13 protein-coding genes, 1 tRNA gene and 1 pseudogene are annotated in these 21119 nt (G+C 43.5%); 13 read left to right on the top strand and 2 right to left on the bottom strand.

Annotation, left to right across the window (positions count from 1 at the left end):
• Window positions 1-18 precede the first annotated feature (18 nt).
• Together HUS62_RS19660 and HUS62_RS19655 are read right to left on the bottom strand one after the other, a co-directional pair.
• Window positions 19-1152 carry a CsgG/HfaB family protein gene (locus HUS62_RS19660; RefSeq protein WP_175080875.1) on the bottom strand — a complete coding sequence of 378 codons (1134 nt, stop codon included), beginning with the start codon at window positions 1150-1152 and terminating at the stop codon, window positions 19-21.
• A 125-nt stretch (window positions 1153-1277) separates the two neighbouring features.
• Window positions 1278-5216 (bottom strand): two-component regulator propeller domain-containing protein, encoded by a 3939-nt coding sequence (locus HUS62_RS19655; protein ID WP_175080874.1) that lies wholly within the window; start codon window positions 5214-5216, stop codon window positions 1278-1280.
• Between the two features lie 162 nt (window positions 5217-5378).
• Between HUS62_RS19655 and HUS62_RS19650 the strand changes: the two genes are divergently transcribed.
• From HUS62_RS19650 to HUS62_RS19590, 13 genes and pseudogenes are all read left to right on the top strand, one after another.
• A tRNA-Trp gene (locus HUS62_RS19650) sits at window positions 5379-5455 on the top strand.
• 132 nt (window positions 5456-5587) lie between these two features.
• Window positions 5588-5965, top strand: coding sequence for a preprotein translocase subunit SecE (secE, locus tag HUS62_RS19645; RefSeq protein ID WP_036971579.1), 378 nt, complete (start codon window positions 5588-5590; stop codon window positions 5963-5965).
• 4 nt (window positions 5966-5969) lie between these two features.
• Complete coding sequence (gene nusG / locus HUS62_RS19640; RefSeq protein WP_054554826.1) at window positions 5970-6527, top strand: transcription termination/antitermination protein NusG; 558 nt, start codon at window positions 5970-5972, stop codon at window positions 6525-6527.
• A 214-nt stretch (window positions 6528-6741) separates the two neighbouring features.
• Window positions 6742-7170: a 50S ribosomal protein L11 gene (rplK, locus tag HUS62_RS19635; RefSeq protein WP_054554827.1), complete on the top strand. Its 429-nt coding sequence runs from the start codon at window positions 6742-6744 to the stop codon at window positions 7168-7170.
• A gap of 4 nt (window positions 7171-7174) precedes the next feature.
• Window positions 7175-7879: a 50S ribosomal protein L1 gene (gene rplA / locus HUS62_RS19630; protein WP_054564002.1), complete on the top strand. Its 705-nt coding sequence runs from the start codon at window positions 7175-7177 to the stop codon at window positions 7877-7879.
• Between the two features lie 319 nt (window positions 7880-8198).
• Window positions 8199-8693 (top strand): 50S ribosomal protein L10, encoded by a 495-nt coding sequence (rplJ, locus tag HUS62_RS19625; RefSeq protein ID WP_175080873.1) that lies wholly within the window; start codon window positions 8199-8201, stop codon window positions 8691-8693.
• An 81-nt stretch (window positions 8694-8774) separates the two neighbouring features.
• Window positions 8775-9137: a 50S ribosomal protein L7/L12 gene (gene rplL, locus HUS62_RS19620; protein ID WP_054554830.1), complete on the top strand. Its 363-nt coding sequence runs from the start codon at window positions 8775-8777 to the stop codon at window positions 9135-9137.
• Between the two features lie 272 nt (window positions 9138-9409).
• Window positions 9410-13435, top strand: coding sequence for a DNA-directed RNA polymerase subunit beta (gene rpoB / locus HUS62_RS19615; RefSeq protein WP_175080872.1), 4026 nt, complete (start codon window positions 9410-9412; stop codon window positions 13433-13435).
• A 97-nt stretch (window positions 13436-13532) separates the two neighbouring features.
• On the top strand, window positions 13533-17705 hold the full coding sequence (rpoC, locus tag HUS62_RS19610) for a DNA-directed RNA polymerase subunit beta' (protein ID WP_062564380.1): 4173 nt from the start codon (window positions 13533-13535) through the stop codon (window positions 17703-17705).
• Window positions 17706-17897: 192 nt separating this feature from the next.
• Window positions 17898-18272: a 30S ribosomal protein S12 gene (rpsL, locus tag HUS62_RS19605; protein ID WP_002958885.1), complete on the top strand. Its 375-nt coding sequence runs from the start codon at window positions 17898-17900 to the stop codon at window positions 18270-18272.
• A gap of 97 nt (window positions 18273-18369) precedes the next feature.
• Entirely contained in the window at window positions 18370-18840 is a 471-nt protein-coding gene (gene rpsG / locus HUS62_RS19600; RefSeq protein WP_054554834.1) for a 30S ribosomal protein S7, read from the top strand.
• A gap of 27 nt (window positions 18841-18867) precedes the next feature.
• Complete coding sequence (gene fusA, locus HUS62_RS19595; protein WP_175080871.1) at window positions 18868-20982, top strand: elongation factor G; 2115 nt, start codon at window positions 18868-18870, stop codon at window positions 20980-20982.
• Between the two features lie 60 nt (window positions 20983-21042).
• A pseudogene (locus tag HUS62_RS19590) lies at window positions 21043-21119 on the top strand (elongation factor Tu); the annotation flags it as partial.

The following is a 21119-nucleotide window of genomic DNA, read 5'->3' as shown; positions in this document are numbered from 1 at the left end:
CACTGGCTGTTAGTTTGCTTAGTTAAATTTAAACATACTGCCAAAGCTTTCTAAACTTGATTTGTTCGTTTTGGCAATACACCCTGAATCATCAAGAGACTTCTTAGTTGTCTCATCAGCAAGGCCTGTCACTTTTAGCTTTTTTTCTTGCTGATACTCAGTGAGCGCAATCACGGTTGCTTGATCGTACTCTACGTCTTCTATTTCATATTCTTCGTAGTGAGGCTGCCTTTTCAAATAACCCAAACAAACCAAGTTCAGTCGTGACATCGCTAAGTCAGTTTTTTCGTAGTAAGGCATTCTGTGAGTTGGAACACTAACCGATGCAACTGGCGCTTTAGCAGGAGCTGCAGCTGCGGTTACTTTTAGTGGTGCAGGGGCTGTATGGCCAGCTGCAATGGTGTTATCACTATTATAGCGATAATAAGTTGTTGGCACTTTTGATTCTAAAAACTCAACGGCTTTTACGATCACTTCGCGCAGTGCTTTTTCTTTTGGCGTGTTTGACCAGCTACTTAAGTTACCACCAACGAGTGCGCCACCAAAATTGGTTGCTGCTGATGTAAAGTCAAAATCTTTACTGCCACCCTCAACACTGGTAGCGGCGAGAATACGAGAAGTACGCGTGTCGATTAAGCGTAAATCTATTGCCATGTGCGAACTTGAAAAACCCGCCGATACCGAGCTAAATACATCGCCGATAAAGCCACCACTGCCGACACGAGTGCCAGAGTTGTCATCATCAAACTCTGTGACTGCGGCAACCACAACAATTTCGGCTCCCTCTATTTCACCATACGCAGCACCTGATGCTGCACTCACGCGGCCTGATACAGCAAGGTCTTGTTCTGATAGCACGGCATCGAGTGCTTGTCGCTCTAAAACAATAAAGCGATTTGTACTGACTAATGCGGTTGTGAGTTGATCGGCCATACCTTCACCAATTTCTTTACGCCACCAACGTGAATCGTTTGATTTATCAGTAAAGCGGGCAACAGCGATCCGAGCTTTTGGGCCATTGTACTGCTGCTGTGCAACTTCGTTTATATCAGGGCTATTGTTATTGCTGGTGGTTGTCGAAGTACTCTGGCATGCAGTCAGTGCCGCAGCAAGTAACGTAATAGAAATTGCTTTGTGTGTTTTGGTGAGCATATGACTTTCCTTAACTTATATCTCATGCAGTAAATAACGCCGCACTATGGGCTTTGTTGTTATTGACGTTTGTATGGATAAGCTATAAAAATCAGTGTTTTATTAATAGCACTCAGGCGAAAACTTTATTCACTGATGCGAAATTCGGCATGTTTTTGATATTTTTCTCGATACTGTTTTGGTGATAAGCCAACATAGCTTTTAAAGCTTCGGGCAAAATAGCTTTGTGAACTAAAACCTGCTTGCTCCGCGACTTGTCCAATTGCTAACGCGCTATCGATTAGCTGTTTTTTTGCAAACTCTAAGCGAGTATTACGCAAATAATCAGAAGGCGTTTGTGAGTACAAGGCTTTCATTTTTAGTTGTAGCGCTCGGGGGCTTAAACATAACGCTGAGGCTAGTTGTTCAACCGAAAAACTTTCATCTTGGTAATGCGCTTGTACTATTTGCTTAAGTTTTTCTGTAAAAGAGTAATCTTTATTTTGTACTGTTATTGGCGCTGTATCGCTATTCAGAGGAGCTGCCAATTGTGCTGTTAGGTGTTGGTTTAAAATTTGTCTCAGATTAAGCAGGCCTTTTACTCTGCTTACTAGTAGAGTCGGTTCAAAAGGTTTACTTAAAAAGTCATCAGCTAATAAATCAAGCCCTTTTAAGCGGCTGTGGGTATCTGCTTTAGCTGAAAGTAATAATACCGGAATGTGGCTGGTGGCCGGGTTTGCTCGAAGAGCTGTTAGCAGTTGATAGCCATCCATATTCGGCATCATCACATCACTGATAATGAGTTCAGGCAGGTCTGACTGACAAAGGTCGAGAGCTTGCTGGCCATCAGCAGCACAGATACAGTTAAACTCGTTATTAAATAAAGAAAGGAGTAGCTCTGCCATTTCCTCATTATCTTCAACAATCAGCAATGTCTGTTGTGAGGTAAGAACTTGCGTAGCACTATTAATGTGCTTATCAGCACTTTCAACCACTGGTAATGACACAGTAAAGCAGCTACCTTCAGCGATGTTACTGCTTACACTGATAGAGCCACCATACTTTTCAACGAGTTGTTTTACTAAGCTCAGGCCAATACCACTTCCTGGTTCTGACGATGTTAAGCGAGTAAAGCGCTGAAAAATTGACTGCTGATGCTCACTGGCAATACCCACACCGGTATCAGTAATTTTAAACTGTAACGCTTGTTGCACTTCACTAAGGTGAATATCGACAGTGCCACCTGAAGGGGTGTACTTAAGTGCATTGCTTATCAGGTTACTGAAAATCGAGTGGGCATGTTCAGGAGCAAGGTTAATCTTAAGTGCTGTAGTGGTGGTGTCAGTAAAGCTAAATTGCAGTTTTTTTTGCTCATACAGAGGTCTGAAATCCGCCACTAAATCTGTTAAAAATGGCGTAATAGAATAGGGGCTGACAGTGTAAATTGCCGTGCTTGGGCGTTGACTCAGTTGTAAAAGTTGATTGATGAGCTCAAGTAAGCGCTGGCAGTTACGTTTGATACTGGCTAGTTGCGTTTGAGCTTGAGAGTCTGCATTGCTTCGCTGTAACTGACTTACCGGAGCGAGTATTAAGCTAAGTGGTGTTTTGAGTTCGTGGCTAATGTTATCTAAAAACTGATCTTTTAGTTTGTTTAACTCAATTTCGGTTTGCTTTTCTTGCTCTGCTAGTTTGCGCTTGTACAAGGCATTTAACACAAGCCAAGTCAGTGCTAAAGCAAATGTAAAGTAAATGCCGTAGGCTAACTTAGTTTGCCACCAAGGAGGCACAACAGTAAGCGCTAATAGCTGTGTACTGTCACTCCATTGGCCATATTGATCTTTTGCTTTTAGCAATAACTGGTAGTTACCAGCAGGCAATTGCGGATAGTTAATTTGCCTAAGGGATGCATCAGTATATAAAAATTGTTCATCAAAACCAGCTAGCTTGTAGCCATATTGATAATATTTTGGAGTCGCACCATTTTTTAATGCACTAAATTTAAAGCCGATAACCCCCGCTGATTTTGCAAACGAGAATGTCAGAGTTGCACTAGCAAGGGTATTGGTTTGCTTATCAAAATGATTACTTTTAATTGCTCGGTTATTAAGTAATAACCCAGTTAACACTGGAGTCGGGGGAGTGTGTGATAAGGTTAGTTGCTCTGGGTAAAAATGATTGTAGCCATTAATCCCCCCAAAAAATAACTCGCCATCGTCTGCTTGAGAGCTCGCACCTAATATAAATGACTGGTGTTGAATACCATCTTCAGGCAAAAACTGCTGCATCTGCTGTGTGATGGGGTTATAGCGAGTGAGTCCACCATTGGTTGCAAGCCAAAGCGTGCCTTGTTTATCGGCAAGAATGTCAAAAACGTTGTCATTAGCTAATCCTTGCTGCTCAGTTATGTGTTTCACTGTGAGGGTACGCTTGTTGACTTGATTCAAGCCTTGCATAGTGCCAACCCAAATGCTGTCTTCACTGAGTAATAAAGAGGTAACCATATTGTGGCTAAGCCCTGTCTCGCCTGAACCTTGCTCATCTAATAAACTAAATTGCTCTGTTGAGATATCGAGTTTATTGAGTCCTGCTCGGGTACCAATCCATAGTGTGTGCTCTTCATTGTCATAAGCCAAAGTAAATACGGTGTTGTTGGCAAGGCTATTTTGCGCATCATTGTGCTGATAGTGAGTCACCTTGGCAGAGGTTGGTTCAAAGCGGGTTAAGCCTTGGTTACTACCTAGCCAAAGTGCACCTGTTTTGTCGCTGGTAATTGCGTACACACGATCACTGGCTAGCTGGTGGCTTTGCATGGTGAAAGTTGTAAACTCATCAAGGCGGTCCTGATACTTAATTAAACCGCCACCGTAAGTACCAATCCATAATTGCTGGTTAGCATCTTCGTGTAGGGCAAATATATTGTTATTAGGTAGGGCGTTTTTAAAGTGCTGATAACCAGACGTTGTTTTGCGGTTGAGTCCATCACGGGTGCCAACCCATACCTCACCATTGGCTCTTTTAACTATTGAACGAACAAAGTTATGGCTTAACGAATTTGCTTGAGAGGTTTTTAATTGATGAGAGAACTGTTGCTGCTTTGGATCATAGCGGTGCACACCATAGCCATCTGTGCCCAGCCAAATAACACCTTGCGAGTCTTGAAAAAGAGAAAGCAGGTAGTCGCTGCTTAAGCCATTGGGGTTTTGTTTGTCATGGCGATATTGAGTGAATTGCTCTTGTAAGTCAGCACCTACAGGTAAAAGGTATAGACCTTGCCCGTAGCTTGTAAGCCAAAGGTTTTGCTGTTGGTCAATCAGGCTGTCTGTGATCCAGACGCCATTAAACTGTTCGATTTTTTCACTACTTTGCGTAGCTAAATTTAATATATAAAGACCTTTTTTAGCGCCAATAAGCAGCTTTTCGTCATTAAGCAACTTGAGATGCCAGAGCGGCACGGAGATCTGAGCATGCTGAGTAAATTGCTCAGTAATTGGGTCAAATGAAATAAGCCCTTTATCTGTGGCAAGCCAAATTAGTTCATCGGTAATAACAATGTCTCGAACCAGTGGCTGGGCTGATTTATAGTTAAAGTGTGTAAAACTATTATTTGATACATCAAAACGGGTTAACTTACCGTGTTCGTGGCCTAACCACAGAACATCATCTTTAGCTAACGCCATAGACCAAATTTTATCTTCACTTAGGCTTTCATTATGGTGTGTAGAAAACACTTCAAACAGACCGGTTTTAGGGTCGAGTCTATTAAGCCCTTTGCTTGCAGTCGAAAACCATAGCTGGTTTTTACTATCTTTAACACAGCCGGTGATCCAGTTCCCTGAAATGCTTTTATGATCGCTGTTAGCTTTAAAACGCTTAAATTCATAACCATCAAAGCGATTTAAGCCACCTTGTGTAGCAAACCATAAAAAGCCTTGTTGGTCGGTGATGCTGCAAGTGATTGAATTTTGGCTCAGGCCTTGCTGACTATTAAAAGTGTTGAGGTGTAAAGAACGTGCACTAGCCTGATTAGCCATCAACAAAGTGAGGCATAACAATACAATATTAACAGGGGATTTTAATAGCAGCACACTGATCCATGTTGTTTTATGTTCCTTTAATGGGGTTATGATAAACTGCTTTTTAATCAATGTTAATATTGATTTTTAAACGAACTGATGAGATTTTAACTAATGGGTATCTTTTACTCTTGTGTTAATGAATTGCGTAAGTATAATAGGCATCCACTTTGCAGGGGCGTAGTTCCAATTGGTAGAACAGCGGTCTCCAAAACCGACGGTTGGGAGTTCGAATCTCTCCGCCCCTGCCACTTTTTACACAATGTGTGCTAAGTCTGAAATTAAAAATCGGTTTAAACAAGTCAGTTTTTAAGTTTAGATTTTAATGGATTAACCCTGCCAGAGCGCAGGGTTGTTGTGTCTGTAGTTAAGGTAAAAATATTATGAGCACGAATGTAGAAACACCATCAAGTGCGATGGATTCAGTAAAGTGGATTGTAGCAATTGCGCTACTAGCAGGCGCAGTCGTTGGTAACCACATGTATGCAGACCAATCTGTATTATTACGTGCTATTGGTGTAGTGGTTGCTGTTGCAGCTGGTTTAGGCATTGCCTCACTAACTGAAAAAGGTCGTACTTTTCTTGCGTTTGCAAAAGAAGCACGTATCGAAGTACGTAAAGTTGTGTGGCCAACTCGCCAAGAAACAACACATACGACATTAATTGTAATGGTTGCAACTGTGATTATGGCGCTTATCCTTTGGGGATTAGATGGCATTTTATTCCGCGCAGTAGGCTTTTTAACTGGATTGGAGATCTAATCCCATGTCGGATGAGAAGAACGAAAAGAAACTACGTTGGTACGTAGTACAAGCTTTCTCTGGTTACGAGAAGCGTGTAGCACAAACTATTCTTGAGCACATCAAGATCGAAGGTTTGGAAGATAGTTTTGGTGAAGTATTAGTACCAACTGAAGAAGTTGTTGAGATGCGCGCTGGCCAAAAGCGTAAATCTGAGCGTAAATTCTTCCCAGGTTACGTACTAGTTCAAATGGACATGAACGATGCAAGCTGGCACTTAGTGAACAGCACTGCACGTGTTATGGGCTTCATTGGTGGTACGTCTGATCGTCCAGCGCCAATTAGCCAAAAAGAAGCTGACCGCATCTTAAACCGTCTTCAAGAGAACTCTGAAGCACCTAAGCCAGCTACATTGTTCGAGCCAGGCGAAGTTGTTCGTGTTATCGATGGTCCATTTGCTGACTTCAGCGGTGTTGTTGAAGAAGTTGATTACGAGAAGAGCCGCGTGAAAGTGTCTGTTCTTATCTTCGGTCGTTCGACACCTGTTGACCTTGAATTTGGTCAAGTTGAGCAAGACAAGTAAGTAAAAAATTAAAGCTGCCAAAGTTGATTAATATTTTGGCAATACGCTTGAAAAAGGCCGCTGATTAACTTATAATCAGCGGCCTTTTTGTGTTAGGGCAAGTTACAACTTGTTTTATCACTAAAAAGTGAGAACCAATTTTTAAACTGGGAAGCCGTTAGAGTACGCGTCCTCGCGCGCACAAGGCTATGACCCACCAAATGAGGTATTTATTATGGCTAAAAAAGTTGAAGCTATTATCAAGCTACAAGTTGCCGCTGGTATGGCTAACCCTAGTCCTCCAGTAGGTCCAGCACTAGGTCAACACGGTGTAAACATCATGGAATTCTGTAAAGCGTTCAACGCACGTACAGAATCTATCGAAAAAGGCGCTCCAGTTCCTGTAGTGATCTCTGTTTACGGTGACCGTTCTTTCACGTTCGACATGAAAACTCCACCGGCTGCTTACTTACTTAAGAAAGCTGCAGGCATCAAATCAGGTTCTGGCCGTCCTAACACTGAAAAAGTGGGTACAGTAACTCGTGCTCAACTTGAAGAAATCGTTGAGACAAAACGACCTGACCTTACAGCGGCTGATATGGACGCTGCAGTTCGCACTATCGCAGGTTCTGCGCGTGCGATGGGCTTGAACGTAGAGGACTAAGATAATGGCAAAATTAACTAAACGTATGCGTACAATCCGCGAAAAAGTGGATGTAACTAAAGATTACGAAATCAACGAAGCAGTTGCTCTTTTAAAAGAGTTAGCGACAGCTAAATTCGTAGAAAGTGTTGACGTTGCTGTTAACCTTGGTATCGATGCTCGTAAATCTGACCAAAACGTTCGTGGTGCAACTGTACTACCTAACGGTACTGGTCGTGAAGTTCGTGTTGCTGTATTCACACAAGGCGCTAACGCAGATGCTGCGAAAGAAGCTGGTGCTGAATTAGTGGGCATGGAAGATCTTGCTGAACAAGTTAAGAAAGGCGAGATGAACTTTGACGTTGTTGTTGCATCTCCAGACGCTATGCGTGTTGTTGGTCAACTAGGTCAAATCTTAGGTCCACGTGGTCTAATGCCAAACCCTAAAACTGGTACTGTAACTCCTAACGTTGCAGAAGCAGTTAAAAACGCGAAAGCAGGTCAAGTTCGTTACCGTAACGACAAGAACGGTATCATCCATACTACTATCGGTAAGGTTGATTTCACTGCTGAGCAACTTCAACAAAACCTTGAAGCTCTTATTGTTGCGCTTAAGAAGGCTAAACCTTCTCAAGCAAAAGGTACTTACGTGAAGAAAGTAACTATCTCTACAACAATGGGCGCAGGTGTTGCTGTTGACCAAAACTCTCTAAGCACAGTTGTTGCTTAATTAAGAGTTTACATGGCGCGAAATTTGAACTATAATTTTGCGCCATTTTGTTGAGAAAGTTAATTTCGAAACAAGTAAAGAATTCGGGTTGAAGTCCATAATTTCGTAATGCCTTCGGGTTAAAACGATAAATTGGGCTTCCGTCCAAGACCGTAGGCGGCTTCGGCCTTAATATTTTACCTACGTAGACGGTGTGAATCCCCAGATAGATTTTTCCTAATCTTCTGGCTCTCGCCGTAAAAAGCATCTCCATCTTTGATGGGGAAGAGTAGAACAGGGAAGCCAATTTCGGCAACCCATTAAACCAGGAGTAACACCCATGGCTTTAAATCTTCAAGGCAAAAAAGCAATTGTTGCTGAAGTCAACGAAGCAGCCACTGGTGCTCTTTCTGCAGTTGTTGCAGATTCTCGTGGTGTAACAGTTGGTGCTATCACTGCCCTTCGTAAAGAAGCTCGTGAAGCTGGTGTATGGATGAAAGTTGTTCGTAACACTTTAGCTAAACGTGCTGTTGAAGGTACAGATTTTGAGTGCCTTTCTGACTCACTTGTAGGTCCAAGCTTAATCGCTTTCTCTTCAGAGCACCCAGGTGCTGCTGCGCGTATCTTCAAAGAATTCGCGAAGAAGAACGAGAAATTCGAAGTTAAGACGGCTGCATTTGAAGGTAACGTAGTAGACGCAGCTATGCTAGCAACTCTACCTACTTACGACGAAGCTGTTGCACGCTTAATGAGCGCTATGAAAGAAGCGTCTGCAGGTAAATTGTGTAAAACAATTGAAGCAGTACGTGTACAGAAAGAAGAGCAAGCTGCTTAATTTTAAGCTGTTTTTTTGTTCACTTTCGGTGTAATATTTTTTTTGGGCTATATTTAGTCCGTAATAATTAGGAAATTTGTAATGTCTGTAACTAAAGACCAAATCCTTGATGCTATTGCTGAAATGTCAGTAATGGACGTTGTTGCTCTAGTTGAAGCAATGGAAGAAAAATTCGGCGTAACTGCAGCTGCTGCTGTTGTTGCTGGTCCTGCTGCTGAAGCAGCTGAAGAAAAGACTGAGTTCGACGTAATCCTTACTGGCGCTGGCGCTAACAAGGTTGCAGCTATCAAAGCTGTACGTGGTGCTACTGGTCTTGGCCTTAAAGAAGCTAAAGCACTTGTTGAAGCTGCTCCTGCACCTATCAAAGAAGGTGTATCTAAAGAAGAAGCTGAAGCACTTGCAAAAGACCTTACTGAAGCTGGTGCTGAAGTTGAGGTTAAGTAATCTAGCTTTTGCTAGGTTCGCTGCCTGAGTAATCAGGCAAGGGCTGGTGATTATTTAATCACCGGCCTTTTTGCGCTATAGAGCGATGCAATCCTGTAACGCAAATAAAATCTAATTTTCTCTTTACTTTCAAGTTGTTACCTATTTTGGTGTTGAAAGTGTCAGAGCAAAATAGAACAACAATTTAATGTTGTACATCTTGGCTTAGATGCCAGTTAAGTCTGTTCTTACAAGAACAGGTCGGGTCAAAGATCAGCAAGCTGAGGAACCCCATGGCTTACTCTTATTCTGAAAAGAAACGTATCCGTAAGGATTTTGGTAAACGTCCACAAGTTTTGGATATACCTTTCTTACTGTCGACGCAGTTAGAATCGTTTAAAAAATTCTTAGTCCCTGACGCTGATGGCGATCACGGTTTGGAAGCTGCTTTCCGTTCTGTGTTTCCTATCAAAAGCTACTCGGGAAATTCTGAGCTTCAATACGTAAGTTATCGTATTGGTGAGCCAGTATTCGATGTAAAAGAATGTCAAATTCGCGGTGTGACTTATTCTGCTCCACTTCGCGTAAAATTGCGTCTTGTGGTGATGGACAAAGAAGCACCAGGCACAGTTAAAGACATTAAAGAGCAAGAAGTTTACATGGGCGAAATTCCGCTCATGACTGATACCGGTACCTTTGTTATCAATGGTACAGAGCGTGTTATCGTTTCTCAGCTACACCGTAGCCCTGGTGTATTCTTTGATAACGACCGCGGTAAAACTCACTCGTCAGGTAAAGTACTTTATAACGCGCGTGTAATTCCTTACCGTGGTTCATGGTTAGACTTCGAGTTTGATGCAAAAGATAACCTTTATGTACGTATTGACCGTCGTCGTAAATTACCGGCGTCAATCATCCTACGTGCACTTGAGTACTCAACGGATGAAATCCTAGAGATATTCTTCGATACAACTGCGTTTGAAGTTGCTGACGGTAAAGTTCTTATGGAACTTGTTCCTTCACGCTTACGTGGTGAAACTGCCGCTTTTGATATCAAAGGCGAAGACGGTGAAGTCCTTGTTGAAGCGGGTCGTCGTATTACTGCGCGTCACATCAAGAACATCGAGAAAAAAGGTATTAACCAATTAGAAGTACCGCATGAGTACATCATTGGTCGTGTTGTAGCTAGAAACTATGTTGATGAGTCAACTGGTGAGATCATCGCAAACGCGAATGATGAGCTATCACTTGAGCTAATGGCTGAATTGGTTAAAGCAGGTCACACTAAGATTGATACACTATATATCAACGAAGTGGACAGCGGCGCCTACATGTCAGATACATTACGTATCGACACAACAAGCAACCGTTTAGAAGCATTAGTAGAAATTTATCGCATGATGCGCCCAGGCGAGCCACCGACGAAAGACGCGGCTGAAGCCTTATTTGATAACTTGTTCTTCTCTGACGAGCGTTACGATTTATCAACAGTTGGTCGTATGAAGTTCAATAGCCGTGTAGGTTATGACACAGATACTGGCCCTGGCACATTATCGAAAGAAGACATCGTAGCTGTTATGAAAGTGCTTATCGCTATTCGTAACGGTGTTGGCGATGTTGATGATATCGACCACTTAGGCAACCGTCGTATCCGTAGTGTTGGCGAAATGGCTGAGAACCAATTCCGCGTTGGTCTAGTACGTGTTGAGCGTGCTGTACGTGAGCGTTTAAGCTTAGGTGACCTTGACGCTGTAATGCCACAAGATCTTATTAACGCTAAGCCTATTTCGGCTGCGGTTAAAGAGTTCTTTGGTTCATCTCAGTTATCACAGTTCATGGACCAAAATAACCCGCTTTCAGAAGTAACGCACAAGCGTCGTATTTCTGCATTAGGCCCGGGTGGTTTAACACGTGAACGCGCTGGCTTCGAGGTTCGAGACGTTCACGTAACTCACTATGGTCGTGTATGTCCAATCGAAACGCCTGAGGGTCCAAACATCGGTCTAATTAACTCATTGTCTACGTACGCACGTACGAATGACTATGGTTTCTTAGAAACACCTTACCGTAAAGTGGTAAACGGTGTAGTTACTGATGAAGTAGATTACTTATCAGCCATTGAAGAAGGTCAGTTTGTTATCGCTCAGGCGAACTCAAACTTGAACGAAAACAATGAGTTTGTTGATGAACTAATTCCATGTCGTCACAAAGGTGAATCAACCTTTATGGGCAAAATGGACCAGCAATATATGGACGTATCACCACAACAGGTGATCTCTGTAGCGGCAGCACTTATCCCGTTCCTAGAACACGATGATGCTAACCGTGCATTGATGGGTTCAAACATGCAACGTCAAGCCGTACCAACACTTATCGCGGACAAACCACTGGTAGGTACAGGTATCGAGCTTACACTAGCGAAAGATTCTGGTGTAACTATCGTTGCTAAGCGTGGTGGTGAAGTAATGTATGCGGATGCAAGCCGCATCGTTGTAAATGTACATGAAGATGAGCGTATTCCAGGTGAAGCGGGCATCGATATTTACAACCTTACTAAATACACTCGCTCAAACCAAAATACATGTATTAACCAAAAACCAACTTGTATGGTTGGTGAGCCGGTAACTCGTGGTGACGTATTAGCAGATGGTCCTTCGACTGACTTAGGTGACTTAGCACTTGGTCAAAACCTTCGCGTGGCATTCATGCCATGGAACGGTTATAACTTCGAGGATTCAATCCTACTATCTGAGCGTGTAGTTCAAGAAGATCGTCTAACGACTATCCACATTCAAGAACTACAATGTATCGCACGTGATACTAAATTAGGTCCTGAAGAGATCACAGCAGATATCCCTAACGTAGGTGAGTCTGCACTAGGCAAGCTTGATGAATCAGGCGTTGTTTATATCGGTGCTGAAGTTAAAGGCGGCGATATCCTAGTAGGTAAAGTGACTCCGAAAGGCGAAACGCAATTAACACCAGAAGAAAAGCTACTACGTGCTATCTTCGGTGAGAAAGCGTCAGACGTTAAAGACAGCTCTTTACGCGTACCAAACTCTGTAACTGGTACTGTAATCGACGTACAAGTTTTCACCCGTGATGGTGTTGAAAAAGATAAGCGTGCGTTAGAAGTTGAAGACATGCAGCTTCGCGAAGCGAAGAAAGACTTCAACGAAGAGTTCCGTATCTTAGAAGCTGGTGTATTAGACCGTGCTCGTAAGCTACTTGTTGACGCAGGTCTGAACGCAGATTCAATTGCATCACTAAATGCTGAAAAGCTGCTTACTCAAAGCCTTGCTGAAGAAGACAAGCAAGCTGAACTTGAGCAACTAGCTGCCCAGTACGATGAGCTTAAAGCTGAATACGATAAGAAGTTTGAAAACAAACGTCGTAAGATCACTCAAGGTGATGACTTAGCACCAGGCGTACTTAAGATTGTTAAAGTATACCTAGCTGTTAAACGTCGTATCCAACCGGGTGATAAGATGGCGGGTCGTCACGGTAACAAAGGTGTTATCTCGACTATCGTACCAGTAGAAGATATGCCATACGATGACAAAGGTCGTACGGTAGACATCGTTCTGAACCCGCTAGGTGTACCATCACGTATGAACATCGGTCAGATCCTAGAAACACACATGGGTCTTGCTGCACGTGGTGTGGGTGAGCGCTTAGAAGAAATGATGAAAGAGCAGCGTGAACTGCACGAAATCCGTAGCTTCGTTAAGAAAGTTTACGAATTAGGTGATTGTCGTCAGAAAGTTGATATCGACTCGTTCTCTGATGATGAAGTTCGTCGCTTAGCTGATAACTTGAAAGGTGGTTTACCGATCGCAACTCCAGCCTTTGATGGTGCTCGTGAAAGCGAAATCAAAGACTTACTAGAGCTTGGTGGTTATCCAAGAAGCGGTCAAGTTACACTTTATGATGGCCGTACTGGCGATCAGTTCGAACGTCAAGTAACTGTTGGTTACATGTACATGCTGAAACTTAACCACTTGGTTGATGACAAGATGCACGCACGTTCAACTGGTTCTTACAGCCTTGTTACTCAGCAGCCGCTGGGTGGTAAAGCTCAGTTCGGTGGCCAGCGTTTCGGTGAGATGGAGGTGTGGGCACTAGAAGCTTACGGTGCTGCATATACTCTACAAGAAATGCTAACAGTGAAATCGGATGACGTGAACGGTCGTACTAAGATGTATAAGAACATCGTAGATGGTAACCATAAGATGGAACCAGGTATGCCAGAATCGTTCAACGTATTGTTGAAAGAAATCCGCTCACTGGGTATCAACATCGAGTTGGAAGAAAATTAAGCCATTTAGGTGCGGCGTAAGCCGCACCTGTTAGGCCGAATAGAATGTAGGGGCGATTGGTTCGCCCTCAAGATTAACCTCCGACAGGAGAGCTAAGGTGAAAGACTTACTTAAGTTTCTGAAGCAACAAAATAAGACCGAAGAATTCGATGCAATTCGCATTGGTCTTGCTTCGCCAGATATGGTTCGTTCATGGTCATACGGTGAAGTAAAGAAACCTGAGACAATCAACTACCGTACTTTCAAGCCTGAGCGCGACGGCTTATTCTGTGCCCGTATTTTCGGCCCAGTGAAAGATTATGAGTGTTTATGTGGTAAATATAAGCGCCTTAAGCACCGTGGTGTTATTTGTGAAAAGTGTGGCGTTGAAGTAACGCTTACTAAAGTGCGTCGTGACCGTATGGGTCACATTGAGCTTGCGAGCCCAGTTGCGCACATTTGGTTCTTAAAATCATTACCGTCACGTATCGGCTTAATGCTAGACATGACACTTCGTGACATCGAGCGCGTACTTTACTTCGAATCATTCGTAGTAACTGAGCCTGGTATGACAACGCTTGAGCGTGGTCAGCTTTTAGGTGAAGAAGAGTACCTAGATGCACTAGAAGAGCACGGTGATGAGTTTGAAGCGAAGATGGGTGCAGAAGCAGTATTAGACTTGCTTCGTGAACTTGATCTTGGCCAATTAATTGCTGAAATGCGTGAAGAGTTACCAACAATTAACTCTGAAACTAAGCGTAAGAAGATCACTAAACGTCTTAAATTAATGGAATCTTTCCACCAATCAGGTAACAACCCTGAGTGGATGATCATGACAGTACTTCCAGTACTTCCGCCTGATCTACGTCCATTAGTACCACTAGACGGTGGTCGTTTTGCGACTTCTGATCTGAATGACCTTTACCGTCGTGTTATTAACCGTAATAACCGTCTTAAGCGTCTATTAGATCTAGCAGCACCAGACATTATCGTACGCAACGAAAAACGTATGTTACAAGAAGCGGTAGATGCGCTACTTGATAACGGTCGTCGCGGTCGTGCGATTACAGGTTCTAACAAACGTCCTCTTAAATCGCTTGCTGATATGATCAAAGGTAAGCAAGGTCGTTTCCGTCAGAACTTACTTGGTAAACGTGTAGATTACTCTGGCCGTTCTGTAATCACAGTAGGTCCTACGCTTAAACTACACCAGTGTGGTCTTCCTAAGAAGATGGCACTTGAGCTATTCAAACCATTTATCTATGGCAAATTAGAGCGTCGCGGCATGGCTACGACTATCAAAGCTGCTAAGAAGATGGTTGAGCGTGAAGTGGCAGAAGTATGGGATGTATTAGACGAAGTAATTCGTGAACATCCAGTATTACTTAACCGTGCACCAACACTTCACCGTTTGGGTATCCAAGCGTTCGAACCTGTGCTTATCGAAGGTAAAGCGATCCATTTACACCCATTAGTTTGTGCGGCGTACAACGCTGACTTCGATGGTGACCAAATGGCGGTACACGTACCGTTAACGCTTGAAGCACAGTTAGAAGCACGTGCTCTAATGATGTCTACAAACAACATCCTATCTCCAGCGAATGGTGAGCCAATCATCGTTCCTTCACAGGACGTTGTATTAGGTCTTTACTACATGACTCGTGATCGCATCAATGCGAAAGGCGAAGGTACTGTATTTAAAGATCCTAAAGAAGCTGAAAAAGCATACCGCAGTGGTAATGCTGAGCTACATGCGCGCGTAAAAGTACGTATTAGCGAAACAGTTAACAATGAAGAAGGTGAAGCAGTTGAGCAAGTATCTATTGTTGAAACAACAGTAGGTCGTGCAATTCTTTCACTAATCCTACCTAAAGGCATGCCGTTTGAGTTAATCAACCAAGCCCTAGGTAAGAAACAAATTTCTGGCTTATTAAACGAGTGTTACCGTCGTCTAGGTCTTAAAGATACCGTTATCTTTGCTGACCAAGTAATGTACACAGGTTTCCACTACGCAATGAAGTCAGGTGTTTCAATCGGTATCGATGACTTAGTTATCCCACCGGTTAAAGCAGAAATCATTGAATCAGCGGAAGCTGAAGTAACTGAAATCAACCAACAATTCCAATCAGGTCTTGTAACGGCTGGTGAAAAGTACAACAAAGTTATCGATATCTGGTCACGTGTAAATGAAAACTTATCACGTGAGATGATGGCGAACTTATCAAAAGACACTGTAATCAACGCTAAAGGCGAAGAAGAAGAGCAATCTTCATTTAACTCAGTGTTTATGATGGCAGACTCAGGTGCACGTGGTAGCGCCGCTCAGATCCGTCAGTTAGCGGGTATGCGTGGTCTAATGGCACGTCCAGATGGTTCAATCATCGAGACACCAATCACGGCGAACTTCCGTGAAGGTCTAAACGTACTACAGTACTTCATCTCAACGCACGGTGCGCGTAAAGGTCTTGCCGATACAGCACTTAAAACAGCAAACTCGGGTTACTTAACGCGTCGTCTAGTAGACGTTGCACAAGACTTAGTAATCAACGAAGACGACTGTGGCACAGAAGATGGCTTAACAATGAAACCGCTTATCGAAGGTGGTGACGTTGTAGAAGCACTTCGTGAACGTGTACTAGGTCGTGTTGTTGCTGAAGATGTATTAATTCCAAATACTAACGAAGTACTTGTTGAGCGTAACGTTATGCTTGACGAAAAACTGTGTGACCTTTTAGAAGAGCACTCAGTAGATGAAGTACGCGTTCGTTCAGTAATCACTTGTGATAATGACTTTGGTGTATGTGCTAAGTGTTACGGTCGTGACCTTGCGCGTGGCCACATCATCAATCCAGGTGAGTCAGTAGGTGTTATCGCGGCACAATCAATCGGTGAGCCGGGTACACAGCTTACGATGCGTACCTTCCACATCGGTGGTGCGGCATCTCGAGCGTCTGCTGAAAACAGTGTACAAGTTAAAACTAACGGTACATTGAAGTTACACAATGCGAAGTATGTATTAAACACAGACGGTAAGATTGTTATCACGTCTCGTTCAACAGAGATCACTATCATCGATAGCTTTGGTCGTGAGAAAGAGCGTTATAAAGTTCCTTACGGTGCGGTGTTAGCGGTACAAGATAATGCAGAAGTTCAAGGTAACGATATCGTTGCTACTTGGGATCCGCATAGTCACCCAATCGTTCTTGAGCACAAGTCAAAAATCTCGTTCAGCGACATTGATGACTCAAATACCGAAGCACAAACAGACGAGTTAACTGGTTTAACACGTGTGGTTGTTAAAGACTTAGGTAAAGCGAATGCGAAAGAACCTAAACTAATCATCGAAAGCGATGAGCGTGGTCTGCAAGAAACACGTCTTCCTTCATTCACAACGATTGAAGTAACAGACGGCGCAACTGCAAACCCAGGTGACGTACTTGCACGTATTCCGCAAGAAGGTTCGAAGACTCGTGATATCACGGGTGGTCTACCTCGCGTAGCTGACTTATTCGAAGCACGTAAGCCGAAAGATCCTGCAATCCTTGCAGAAATCACAGGTACTATCAGCTTCGGTAAAGAAACAAAAGGTAAGAAGCGTCTTGTAATCACTCCAGCTGAGGGTGACGCATACGAAGAGATGATCCCTAAATGGCGTCAACTTAACGTGTTCGAAGGTGAGCAAGTGTCTAAAGGTGAGGTTATCGCCGATGGTCCAGAATCACCACATGACATCTTACGCCTACGTGGTGTAACTCATGTAGCTAACTACATCGTTAACGAAGTGCAAGAGGTTTACCGCTTGCAAGGCGTTAAGATCAATGACAAGCACATTGAGACAATCATTCGTCAGATGCTACGTAAATGTATCATCCTTGACGGCGGTGACACTGAGTTCTTAGCCGGTGAACAAGTTGAAGTGGCACGCGTTAATATCGCGAACCGTGAACTTGAGAAGCAAGGCAAGATCCCAGCGAAGTTTGAAATCCAGTTAATGGGTATCACTAAAGCGTCACTTGCAACAGAATCTTTCATTTCTGCAGCATCGTTCCAGGAGACAACTCGTGTCCTAACTGAAGCCGCTGTAAATGGTAAGAGCGATGAGCTTCGTGGTCTGAAAGAAAACGTAATCGTGGGTCGTCTGATCCCAGCTGGTACAGGCTTTGCGTATCACCAAGACCGTTTAAACCGTCGCAAGCAAGGTGAAATCGTTGAAGAGCAAACAGTAAGCGCTGAAGAGGCAACTCAAGCACTAACTGACGCACTAAACGCAGATATCTCTGGAAACCAATAATCTCAACTTAATCAATAGATTAAGAAATCGTAAGGCAGTTATCTTCTGCCTTACGATGAGTTAAGGTTGACAGGTTAAACTTTGCTCATTAAAATTCCGCCACCCATTTGCCTGCACGTTTTGTAACGAGCATGTAAACAGGGCGGATTTTTTATTTTTTCAGTAGTAATTTTAATTTCAGGAGCTATTTAAATGGCAACTATTAACCAGCTAGTGCGTAAGCCACGTCGTAGCAAAGTTACTAAAAGTAACTCAGCTGCACTTAAAGCTTGTCCGCAAAAGCGTGGTGTATGTACTCGTGTATATACAACTACACCTAAGAAACCAAACTCTGCATTACGTAAAGTAGCGCGTGTTCGTTTAACTAACGGTTTCGAAGTAACATCTTACATTGGTGGTGAAGGCCACAACTTACAAGAGCACAGTGTAATCCTAATCCGTGGTGGTCGTGTTAAAGACTTACCAGGTGTGCGTTTCCACACTGTACGTGGTGCACTTGACTGTGCAGGCGTTAGCGACCGTCGTCAAGCTCGTTCTAAATACGGTGCTAAACGCCCTAAGGGCTAATGGTTCTCCGTTAGTAAGGCCAAGCACTAAATTTTTAAATTAATTGTTTTGGGTATTGACTCTAAAAGAGCAAACCTGAAGATACCGGAGATACAAAATGCCTAGAAGACGCGTAATAGGTCAACGTAAAATTCTTCCAGATCCTAAGTTCGGATCGGAACTTCTTGCTAAATTCGTTAACGTAGTAATGTTAGACGGCAAGAAATCTACTGCTGAAAAAATCGTTTATGGTGCGTTAGACGTGGCTGCTGAGAAATCAGGCAAGTCGCACCTTGAAATCTTTGAAGCTGCACTTGAAAACGTTCGCCCACAGGTAGAGGTTAAATCTCGCCGTGTTGGTGGTTCAACGTACCAAGTACCAGTTGAAGTACGTCCAGTACGTCGCAACGCATTAGGTATGCGTTGGTTAGTAGACGCTGCACGTAAGCGTGGCGAAAAATCTATGGGCTTACGTTTAGCTCAAGAAATCGTTGACGCTGCTGACAACAAAGGCACTGCGGTTAAGAAACGTGAAGACGTTCACCGTATGGCTGAAGCGAATAAAGCATTCGCTCATTACCGTTGGTAATCTGCCCTTAACCTTTAAGAGGATCATATGGCACGTACAACTCCACTTGAGCGCTATCGCAATATCGGTATTTGCGCTCACGTAGATGCAGGTAAAACCACCACAACAGAACGTGTTCTGTTCTACACGGGTCTTTCTCATAAGATCGGTGAAGTACATGATGGTGCTGCAACTATGGATTGGATGGAGCAGGAACAAGAGCGTGGTATCACAATCACTTCTGCTGCAACAACGTGTTTCTGGAAAGGGATGGACGCTCAATTTGACGACCATCGCATCAATATCATTGATACGCCAGGACACGTAGATTTCACTATCGAAGTAGAGCGTTCTTTACGCGTACTAGATGGTGCGGTAGTTGTTCTTTGTGCTTCATCTGGTGTACAGCCGCAAACTGAGACAGTTTGGCGTCAAGCGAACAAATACGAAGTTCCTCGCATGATCTTCGTAAACAAAATGGATCGCACTGGCGCTGACTTCTTAACAGTTGTGGACCAGGTGAAATCTCGTCTTGGAGCAACGCCTGTTCCAATTCAGCTACCAATTGGTGCTGAAGACGACTTTAAAGGTGTTATTGACCTTATTAAGATGAAAGCCATTAACTGGAATGCCGAAGATCAAGGCATGACTTTCACTTATGAGGACATTCCGGCAGAGCTTCTGGAGCTTGCAGAAGAATGGCGTTCTCACATGGTTGAGAGCGCTGCTGAAGCATCAGAAGAACTAATGGACAAATATCTAGAAGGTGAAGACCTGACCGAAGCTGAAATTAAAGCAGCTTTACGTCAGCGCACATTAGCAAACGAAATTGTTCCAATGACGTGTGGTAGTGCATTTAAGAATAAGGGTGTTCAAGCTGTGCTTGATGCTGTTATCGAATATATGCCTGCGCCAACACAAGTGAAACAAATCCAAGGTATCGTTGAAGATGGTACTGAGGAAGAACGTCCTGCTGATGACAACGCACCGTTTGCCGCACTTGCTTTTAAGATTGCGACAGACCCGTTCGTTGGCACCTTGACCTTCTTCCGTGTTTACTCTGGTACTGTTAAACAGGGTGATGCGGTATACAATCCAGTTAAAAGTAAGCGTGAGCGACTTGGTCGTATCGTTCAGATGCATTCAAACTCACGTGAAGAGATCAAAGTAGTCTACGCAGGCGACATCGCAGCGGCTATTGGTCTTAAAGACGTAACAACAGGTGAGACACTGTGTGATCCGAACTCAATTATTACGCTTGAGCGTATGGAGTTCCCAGAGCCAGTTATCTCTGTTGCGGTTGAGCCTCGCACAGTAGCTGACCAAGATAAGATGGGAATCGCGTTAGGTAAACTAGCGGCAGAAGATCCATCTTTCAGAGTACAAACTGACGAAGAATCAGGCCAGACTATTATTTCTGGCATGGGTGAACTTCACCTTGATATCATTGTCGACCGTATGAAACGTGAATTCAGTGTTGAATGTAACGTTGGTAAGCCGCAGGTAGCATACCGTGAAGCTATCCGTTCAGCTGTTGAAGTTGAAGGGAAGTTCGTACGTCAATCAGGTGGTCGTGGTCAATATGGTCACGTCTGGCTTAAACTTGAACCGATGGATATTTCGGAGGATGAAGCGCCAACTTACGAGTTCGTTAACGAAATCGTTGGTGGTGCCGTTCCTAAAGAATACATCCCTGCGGTAGACAAAGGCATCCAAGAGCAAATGTCTCAAGGTGTGCTTGCAGGCTACCCATTACTTGGCGTTAAAGCGACTCTATATGATGGTTCATTCCATGATGTAGACTCGAATGAAATGGCATTTAAGATTGCAGGTTCAATGGCGATGAAGAAAGGTGCGCTTGAAGCAAACCCAGCTCTTCTAGAACCAGTAATGAAGGTTGAAGTTATCACTCCTGAAGAAAACATGGGTGATGTAGTTGGTGACTTAAACCGTCGCCGCGGCATGATCGAAGGCATGGAAGAAGCATTCGGTGGTCTTAAGCAAATTAATGCGCAAGTACCACTTTCTGAAATGTTTGGTTATGCAACTGATCTGCGATCTGCAACACAAGGCCGTGCATCTTACTCTATGGAGTTTTTGAAGTATGCAGAAGCCGCTAAAAACGTTGCAGATGCAATAATTGCAGCTCGCGCTGTTATATGATTTAGCTTGTCTGGCCCAATAGTGGGTCAGGCGTTAATTTCTTTATAGGAATTTTTTAAGATGGCAAAAGAAAAGTTTGAACGCGTAAAACCGCACGTAAACGTTGGTACAATCGGCCACGTTGACCACGGTAAAAC

Origin of the sequence: Pseudoalteromonas sp. 0303, from assembly GCF_013349995.1 — a bacterium.
Lineage (GTDB): Bacteria > Pseudomonadota > Gammaproteobacteria > Enterobacterales > Alteromonadaceae > Pseudoalteromonas.
Note: the sequence above shows the minus strand (reverse complement) of the source record. Positions and strands in the feature narration are given on the sequence as shown.